This is a genomic window from Bifidobacterium amazonense (assembly GCF_018555435.2).
GTDB lineage: Bacteria > Actinomycetota > Actinomycetes > Actinomycetales > Bifidobacteriaceae > Bifidobacterium > Bifidobacterium amazonense.
Window position 1 is genome coordinate 23,828 of record NZ_JAFEJT020000035.1, and the last position, 8,655, is coordinate 32,482.

At 65.3% G+C, this 8,655-nt stretch carries 5 protein-coding genes; 1 reads left to right on the plus strand and 4 read right to left on the minus strand.

Features of this window, described 5'->3' with window-relative positions; all coding sequences use genetic code 11:
• Positions 1–160 precede the first annotated feature (160 nt).
• From JS533_RS08755 to purT, 4 genes are all read right to left on the minus strand, one after another.
• Positions 161–3,901, minus strand: a complete 3,741-nt coding sequence (locus tag JS533_RS08755; RefSeq protein ID WP_241514040.1) for a phosphoribosylformylglycinamidine synthase — start codon at positions 3,899–3,901, stop codon at positions 161–163.
• Between the two features lie 90 nt (positions 3,902–3,991).
• A complete protein-coding gene (purC, locus tag JS533_RS08760; RefSeq protein WP_033492923.1) occupies positions 3,992–4,741 on the minus strand; it encodes a phosphoribosylaminoimidazolesuccinocarboxamide synthase in 750 nt (249 codons plus the stop codon).
• Between the two features lie 170 nt (positions 4,742–4,911).
• A complete protein-coding gene (locus JS533_RS08765) occupies positions 4,912–5,148 on the minus strand; it encodes a hypothetical protein (RefSeq protein WP_241514041.1) in 237 nt (78 codons plus the stop codon).
• Between the two features lie 487 nt (positions 5,149–5,635).
• Complete coding sequence (gene purT / locus JS533_RS08770) at positions 5,636–6,934, minus strand: formate-dependent phosphoribosylglycinamide formyltransferase (protein WP_420838642.1); 1,299 nt, start codon at positions 6,932–6,934, stop codon at positions 5,636–5,638.
• Between the two features lie 161 nt (positions 6,935–7,095).
• Between purT and JS533_RS08775 the strand changes: the two genes are divergently transcribed.
• Complete coding sequence (locus JS533_RS08775; protein ID WP_241514043.1) at positions 7,096–8,286, plus strand: glycosyltransferase; 1,191 nt, start codon at positions 7,096–7,098, stop codon at positions 8,284–8,286.
• Positions 8,287–8,655: the final 369 nt, after the last annotated feature.

Consider the following 8,655-nt stretch of genomic DNA (forward strand, 5'->3'; position numbering starts at 1 on the left):
TGCGATGATTCACCTTTCAACGTACATACGGCCGATTTAACCCCTAAAACCGGCTGTATGTCCGTTAAATAGTTAAAAAGGCTCCCCTCGCGAGGAGGGGAGCCGGGATGTGTTTGATCGTCAGGTGATCAGGCGATCAGATCACCTGACCGCAGGACCATCACGCGGCGAAGTACTCGACGCCGGCCTCGAACAGCGGCTGGTACTTGTTGCCGGGGACGTTGACGTACAGGCCGTTGCCGGAACGCTCCGAGTGGCCCATCTTGCCGAACACGCGGCCGTCCGGGCTGGTGATGCCCTCGATCGCGAGCAGCGAACCGTTCGGGTTCACGTCGAGATCCATGCCGGGCACGCCGGACTCGTCCACGTACTGCGTGGCGATCTGGCCATTGGTCTTGAGCAGGTCGAGCACCGGCTCGGACGCGACGAAACGGCCCTCGCCGTGGGAGATCGCGACCGTGTGGATGTCGCCGACGGAAGTCTTCGCCAGCCACGGGGACAGGTTCGACGCGACGCGCGTGCGCACGAGACGGCTCTGGTGGCGGCCGATCGTGTTGAACGTCAGCGTCGGGCACTCTTCGGTCATCGGCACGATGTCGCCGTACGGCACCAGACCCAGCTTGATGAGTGCCTGGAAGCCGTTGCAGATGCCGAGCATCAGGCCGTCGCGGTTCTTGAGCAGGTCGCGCACGGCCTCGGTGACGGCCGGGGCGCGGAAGAACGCGGTGATGAACTTCGCGGAACCGTCCGGCTCGTCGCCGCCCGAGAAACCGCCCGGGATCATCACGATCTGGCTCTTGTTGATCTCCTCGACCAGCGCCTGCGTCGACTCGGCAACGGCGGCCGGCGTGAGGTTGTTCACGATCAGCGTCGACACGTCCGCGCCCGCGCGTTCGAACGCGGCGGCCGAATCGTACTCGCAGTTGTTGCCCGGGAACACCGGGATCACGACGTGCGGCTTGGCGACCGGAGCGCCCACGTACACGGTCTTCTTCGGCGTCTCGAACGTGACCGTCTCGACGGTCGCGCCCTTATCGGCACCCTTGGAACGGTACGGGAACACGGATTCGATGCCGGACTCCCACGCCTCCTGGATCGCATCCAGATCAAGCGTCTCGCCCGCGGCGCGCAGCTCGTATGCGGCGGTCGTCGTGCCGATCTCGCCGATTTCGACGAGGTTGGACGCGGCCGGCAGCTTCGCGTCGTCCGCAAGCTCGATGATGAACGAGCCGTACGCCGGCGTGAACAGGTCGTCCGCGGCGATCGAATCGTTGAGCGACACGCCGATGCGGTTGCCGAGCGTCATCTTGAACAGCGCCTCGGCCGTCGCGCCGTAACCCGGCGTGGACACGGCCAGCGCGTCGTGGAAGTCGACGAGCTCCTCGACGATCGAGAACGCCTCGAGCAGCGCATCCTTGTCCGGTGTGATGCCGTCCGCGAGATAGCGCGGCGCGATGCGCACGACGCGATGGTCGGCGCCCTTGAACTCCGGCGACGTGGCGCGCTTCATGTTGCCCACGGCCACGGCGAAGGAGATCAGGGTCGGCGGCACGTCGAGATGCTCGAACGTGCCGGACATTGAATCCTTACCGCCGATCGCGCCGGCGCCAAGGTCGATCTGCGCCATGAGCGCGCCGAGCACGGCGGCGGTCGGCTTGCCCCAGCGTTCCGGCTCGTCGCGCAGCTTCTCGAAGTACTCTTGGAAGCTCAGATACGCCTTCTCATGCTCGAAGCCGGCGGCCACGAGCTTGGCGAGCGACTCGACCACCGACAGGTAGGCGCCGGTGAACTGGTTCGCGCTCATGATGTACGGGTTGAAGCCCCACGCCATGGCGGAGGCGGTGGTCGTCTCGCCGAACACCGGGAACTTGGCGACCATCGCCTCGTTCGGGGTGAGCTGACGGCGGCCGCCGAACGGCATGAGCACGGTGCCCGCGCCGATCGTCGAATCGAAACGCTCGGACAGGCCCTTGTTGGACGCCACGTTGAGGTCGGTCACGACCGCGCGCATGCGGTCGGCGAGCGAGCCTTCACGCCACGCGGCCGGCGTCGCGTACGCCTGCTGCTCCTCGACGTGCACGACCTGATGCTTCGACGCGCCGTTGGAGGCGAGGAATTCGCGCGAGAGGTTGACGATCTCGTCGCCGTTCCACGTCATCACCATGCGCGGATCCTCGGTCACGGTCGCGATGACGGTGGCCTCAAGGTTCTCCTCGCGCGCGTAGCCGAGGAACTCGTCCACGTCGTCGGCGGCCACGTCCACGGCCATGCGCTCCTGCGATTCGGAGATCGCCAGCTCGGTGCCGTCCAGGCCCTCGTACTTCTTCGGCACGGTGTTGAGATCGACGTACAGGCCGTCCGCGAGCTCGCCGACCGCCACGGACACGCCGCCCGCGCCGAAGTCGTTGCAGCGCTTGATCAGACGGCACGCATCGCCGCGGCGGAACAGACGCTGCAGCTTGCGTTCGACCGGCGCGTTGCCCTTCTGCACCTCGGCGCCGTCAAGCTCGAGCGACTCCACGTTGTGCGCCTTGGACGCGCCCGTCGCGCCGCCGATGCCGTCACGGCCGGTGCGGCCGCCGAGCAGGATGATCTTGTCGCCCGGAGCCGGGGTTTCGCGGCGCACGTGATCGGCCGGGGTGGCGGCCACGACCGCGCCCACCTCCATGCGCTTGGCCACGTAGCCCGGATGGTAGATCTCGTCGACCTGGCCGGTGGCGAGGCCGATCTGGTTGCCGTACGAGCTGTAGCCGGCGGCCGCGGTGGTCACGAGCTTGCGCTGGGGGAGCTTGCCTTCCAGCGTGTCGGCGACCGGCACGGTCGGATCGGCGGCGCCGGTGACGCGCATCGCCTGATACACGTAGGAGCGGCCGGACAGGGGGTCGCGGATGCAGCCGCCGATGCAGGTGGCCGCGCCGCCGAACGGTTCGATCTCGGTCGGATGGTTGTGCGTCTCGTTCTTGAACAGGAACAGCCAGTCCTGATCCTCGCCGTTGACATCCACCTTGACCTTGACGGTGCAGGCGTTGATCTCCTCGGACTCGTCAAGGCCGGTGAGGATGCCGTTCTTCTTGAGCCACTTCGCGCCGATCGTGCCCATGTCCATCAGGCACACTGGCTTGTTGTCGCGGCCCAGCTCGTGACGCAGCTCAAGATAGCGCTCGAACGCGGCCTTGACGGTCGCGTCGTCGATGACCACATCGTCCAGCTCGGTGCCGAACGTCGTGTGACGGCAGTGGTCGGACCAGTACGTGTCGATGACCTTGATCTCGGTGATCGTAGGCTCGCGCTGCTCGGCCGCGAAGTACTTCTGGCAGAACTCGAGATCCGCCAGATCCATCGCAAGACCGCGCTCGTCGATGAACTTCTGGCCGGCGGCCGCGTCCATCTCGTTGAAGCCGGAGATGACCTCGACCTTGCCGGGGGTCGGTACGGCGGTCTTCAGGGTTTCCTTGGTCTCGAGACTCGCCTCGCGTGCCTCGACCGGGTTGATCACGTACTTCTTGATCGCGGCGACGTCCGCGTCGGTGAGCTCGCCGGAGAGCGCGTACACCTTGGCGGAGCGGACGGTCGGACGCTCGCCCTGCGAGATCAGCTGGATGCATTCGCTCGCCGAATCGGCGCGCTGGTCGAACTGGCCGGGCAGGAACTCGGTGGCGAACACCTTCGCGTCGCCGAAATCGGGCAGATCGTTGGACACGGTGTCGACCTGCGGTTCGCTGAACACGGTCGGCGTGGCCTGGGCGAACAGCTCCTCGCTGATGCCCTCCACGTCGTAACGGTTCACGATGCGCACGGACGTGAGCCCGCTGATGCCGAGAATCGTGCGCAGCTCGCCGGCGAGCTGCTGCGCCTCGACGTCAAAGCCGGGCCTCTTTTCCACGTACACGCGAAAAACCATGGAAATCCTTTCTTGCAAATGGTTGAAAAGCGTCAAATAAAACGAAAATCGGCTCCCTCTGCCGATCAGGGGGAGCCAGAAAAACGAATGTCAGGCGACTTCTATGCCCTCGGACTTGGCCAGTTCGGCCAGACGGCCCTCGATCTCCTCATAGGCCGGGATGATCGAGCCGAGACCGCGGCGGAACAGGTCCTTGTCGAGGTGCTCGACCTTGCCGGAGTGGTCGCGCTGATCCCACAGGCGGCAGGAGTCCGGCGTGATCTCGTCGGCGAGCAGCAGCGTGCCGTCGGAGGCGCGGCCCATCTCGATCTTGAAGTCGACGAGCTTGACGTCGATCTTCGCGAAGATGTCGATCAGGGCCTCGTTGATGCGGCGGGCCAGCGGGGCGATCTCGGCGAGATCCTCGCGCGTGCACACGCCGAGCGCCACGAGATCGTCGTCGTTCACGAACGGATCGTGCAGGTCGTCGTTCTTGAGGAAGTACTCGAGCACCGGCTCCTTGAGCGGCAGGCCCTCCTCGACGCCGAGGCGCGAGCAGAAGTGGCCGGCGGCGGTGTTGCGCAGCACGATCTCCAGCGGGAACATGTCCATCTTGCGCACCAGCTGGGCGGTGTCGTTCACGCGCTTGACGAGGTGGCTGTCGATGCCGCGGGCCTTGAGCAGGTCGAAGATGATGGTGGTGATGAGGTTGTTCAGACGGCCCTTGCCGGTGAAGTCCTCCTTCTTCTCGCCGTCGCCGGCCGTAGCGGTGTTCTTGTACTCGACCCACAGGATCTCCGGGTCGTCGGTTGCGTACAGCTGCTTGGCCTTGCCCTCGTAGAGCTTTTCCAGTTTCTCCATGATTGCCTTTCAAATCAGCGGAATTTCTGGGTGAACTAACGGTAAAAGGGTACCAATAAAGGGCTACAACCGGTTCGTTTCGGAGTGGCATGACACCGTTCGCGGCCGATCGGCCGTCGTCGCCGCGGACGGCGTCATGCGGCGACGGTCATTGCATGATCATTGTGCGATCATTGCGTGGTCAATGAGTCATACGTCTGTTCGTCGAACGGCCACACGCTTTCCGGTTGACGGAGCCGGCTGTCGTTGGCGAGCACGATCACCTCGTCGCCGGTTTCGTATCCGTCCGGCATGAACGAGGCGACCGAACCGCATTCGAAATCCAGCGTCACATCGTCGCCGGCCCGATCGTCGCCGGACTTTACGTCCAACAGATGCGCCGTGAACGATACGGTGCGACCGTTCATGGACAAGCGAGGCTCCCCAAGTGTCGCCTTGGCGACAAGATCGGGTTTGACTCCATCGATATACGCCTGCGGAGAGTCGTACGACTTCGCATAACTGATCGAACAATTCGCCGCGACCGCGCCGCCGCCTCCGGTCTCACCACCGCCTCCGGTCCGTCGGGGCCGTCCGTAAATGATCGCCACGCACAGCAATGCGCACAACAGCACCGTTGCTATGACCAATGCGCGGACTCGGCTCTTCCCAGTCATGGCAAGCCTCCTTCGTCGTATCCGGTGACTCCATTGTCACGCGGAATCATGCGAAGCGCGCGCAGCCGTCATAGCTGTCATGACAGCGACACGCAAATGGTCATCGTCTCCGACGGATGAGGCCGGTTCCAGCTGATATTGCACGATTGCACATCGTTGCAGACATCAGCCGAAACCGGCCCCCATCAGTATCGAACTGTTCAGTACTGGCTATTCAGTACCGACTGTCCGTGACGACCTAACGCACCGCGATATCGAGCGAGTCCGCCACACGGGCCGCCTTGGCGCGTGCGTCGTCCGCGGACGAGCCGATCGCCAGCGCGACCGCCATGCGACGATGGCCGTGCACCTCGGGCTTGGCGAAGATGCGCAGATCGGTGTCCGGCTCGGCCAGCGCGGCCGGCACGTTCGAGAACTCCGCTTCGCCGTCGCCCGCCACGACGATCGCATGGCTGGCCGCGACCTTGCCGTCCGGCATCGCCAACGCCACATGGCCGGCCGTGACCGGCAGCCCCAGGATCGCGCGCGCATGCAGCGCGAACTCGCTCAGCCGTTGCGAGATCATCGTCACCATGCCGGTGTCGTGCGGACGCGGCGACACCTCGTTGAACAGCACCGAACCGTCCGTCAGCACGAACAGTTCCACGCCGAACACGCCCCAGCCGTGCTCGCCGCTCGCCGTGGCCTTCGCGACCAGACCCTCGACCGCGCGGCGCGCGATCGATTGGGCGGTTTCCAGCACGGTGGCGTCCGTCGCGGCCGGCTGCCACGACTCGCGGTAGTCGCCGGACTCCTGACGCTGACCGATCGGCGCGCAGGTGACGATCCCGGCCGACGAGCTCACCGTCAGCACCGTCAGTTCATAGTCGAGCGGCACCAGCGCCTCGACGATCACACGCGACACATCGCCCTCGCCGGACGCGCGGCGACCTTCCTGCGCCTCCGTCCAAGCGGCGTCGATCGCATCCGCCGAACGCACGACCGACTGACCGTGGCCGGACGAGCTCATGATCGGCTTGACCACGCACGGATATCCCACTTCGAGAGCACCCGCACGCAGCTCCTCCAGCGAGCCGGCGAACCGGTACGGGGTGGTCGGCAGGCCCAGCTCCTCGTGCGCGATCACGCGCAGGCGCTCGCGGTCCATGCAGATCGCCGCGATCTCGGCGCTCGGCACCACCTGGATGCCGCGAGCGGCGGCATCGGCCAGCTCCGAGGTGGCGATCGCCTCGACCTCCGGCACGATGATATCCGGCCTGACCTCGTCGAACAGCGCGCGCAGTTCGGCCGCGTTCGCCATGTCGAGCACACGATGTTCGTGCGCCACCTGCTGCGCGGGCGCGCCGGCGTACGAATCGGCCGCACACACCCACGCGCCGAGCCTCAGCAGCTCGATCGTGACCTCCTTGCCCAGCTCGCCCGCGCCGAGGAACAGCACGCGCGTCGGGTGCGCGCCCAGCGGCGTGCCCAGCGTGCGGCCGGCGGAAGCGGGAGCCGTGGCGGGGGAGGAGGATGCGGAAACCGGGGAAACGTTCATATCACTCATGCCCTTCATTGTGCCATGTCCCGCCGCCCGCCGCTCCTGGCATTGCGTGGCGGTTTTCTCTCACTGAGTGGTGGTCAGTGCGAGAAAACCGCCACGCGAGTATGCGGGTGTGAGCCCGATCGGCTGGTCGGCGGCGGCGATAGGATGGGGCAATGCTTGAACATACGGGAAACGACGGCGGAACCGTCGGAGAGCGAGAAGCGCGGATCGACCGACCGCTGACCATCGCGCTCGTCATGGACACGATCGGCAACAAGGGCAATGGCACGTCCAATTCGGCGCTGCAATACGCGCACGAACTCGAACGCCAGGGGCATCACGTGCGTCTCGTCGGCATCGGTGCGCCCGAATATCCGGCTCGCGTCAGCCGCGTGCCGCTCGTCTCGTGGGTGGCCGCCAAGCAGCAGATGCAGTTCGCCGAGCCCAGCGAGACCCTGTTCCGCGCCGCATTCCGTGGTGTGGACGTCGTCCATATCTATCTGCCGTTCCGATTCGGCCGCCACGCCGCCCGGGCCGCGCGCGCCATGGGCATTCCCGTCACCGCGGGCTTCCACCTGCAGCCGGAGAACGTCACGTATTCGGCCGGCCCGCTGCGCCACGTGCCCGGTATGTCCGATTTTCTGTACTGGCTGTTCAAAGCGTGGCTGTACGGCGGCATCGGGCACATTCATACGCCCACCGAGATGATCGCCGGCCAGCTGCGCGCGCACGGGTACAAAGCCAAGCTGCACGTGATCTCGAACGGCTACACGTCCCGGTTCACGCCCAAAACCCAGCGTGCGGCCGGAGAGCCAGCACCCGTGCCGTTCCGCATCGTCGCGTCCGGCAGGCTCACGCACGAGAAGGACCACATCACGCTCATCAAGGCGATCGCCCGCTGCCGGCACGCCAAGGACATCGAACTGACGATCTGCGGCACCGGCCCGCTGCAACGGTATCTGCGCCTGCGGGCGAAGATGCTGCTCAACCGGCCCGCGTCGATCGGTTTTCACCGGAACGACGACATGCCGGCGCTGCTGCGTTCGTGCGATCTGTTCGTGCACCCGTCGATCGTGGACATCGAATCGTTGAGCGTGATCGAGGGCATGGCCTCGGGTCTCGTGCCGGTGATCGCCTCATCCGAACTGAGTGCCGCCGGACAGTTCGCGCTGCTGGATGAGTCCCTGTTCCCCGTACGTGACGCGGCCGCGCTCGCCCGGCGCATCGACTGGTGGATCGACCACCCGGACGAGCTGGCCGAGTGGGGCGCCCGGTACGCCGCGCACACGAAGGAGTATTATTCGGTCGAGGCATCCGTCGCGAAGTTCGTGGACATGGAGCGCGAGGCGATCGCGGACGCCTGACCGAACCATACGACGGCATATCTCGGTTATCTGTCTTAGCGGAAGGGATGAGTTTGACGATCGAGAGGCTGATTGGGCACGTTGCCCCGGTCAGTTCGACGATCGAGAGGCCACCAGCCGACCAGACGGAGCACATTCGGCCATGTCATGCGCGGAATATCAAGGGATCCTACTGCCGTTCACACCGGCTGACCGTAGGAAGTAGCCTCTCGATCGTTCAACTGACTCGTGCAGCAGCCGATATCAGCCTCTCGATCGTCAAACTCATCCCTTCCGCTAAGACAGATAACCGAGATATGCCGTCGTATGGTTCGGTCAGGCGTCCGCGATCGCCTCGCGCTCCATGTCCACGAACTTCGCGACGGATGC

Excerpts from the sequence above, each read along its gene's own strand:
- purT (WP_420838642.1), bottom strand. The coding sequence starts at position 6,934 with ATGAACGTTTCCCCGGTTTCCGCATCCTCCTCCCCCGCCACGGCTCCC.
- JS533_RS08755 (WP_241514040.1), bottom strand. The coding sequence starts at position 3,901 with ATGGTTTTTCGCGTGTACGTGGAAAAGAGGCCCGGCTTTGACGTCGAG.
- JS533_RS08765 (WP_241514041.1), bottom strand. The coding sequence starts at position 5,148 with ATGAACGGTCGCACCGTATCGTTCACGGCGCATCTGTTGGACGTAAAG.
- purC (WP_033492923.1), bottom strand. The coding sequence starts at position 4,741 with ATGGAGAAACTGGAAAAGCTCTACGAGGGCAAGGCCAAGCAGCTGTAC.
- JS533_RS08775 (WP_241514043.1), top strand. The coding sequence starts at position 7,096 with ATGCTTGAACATACGGGAAACGACGGCGGAACCGTCGGAGAGCGAGAA.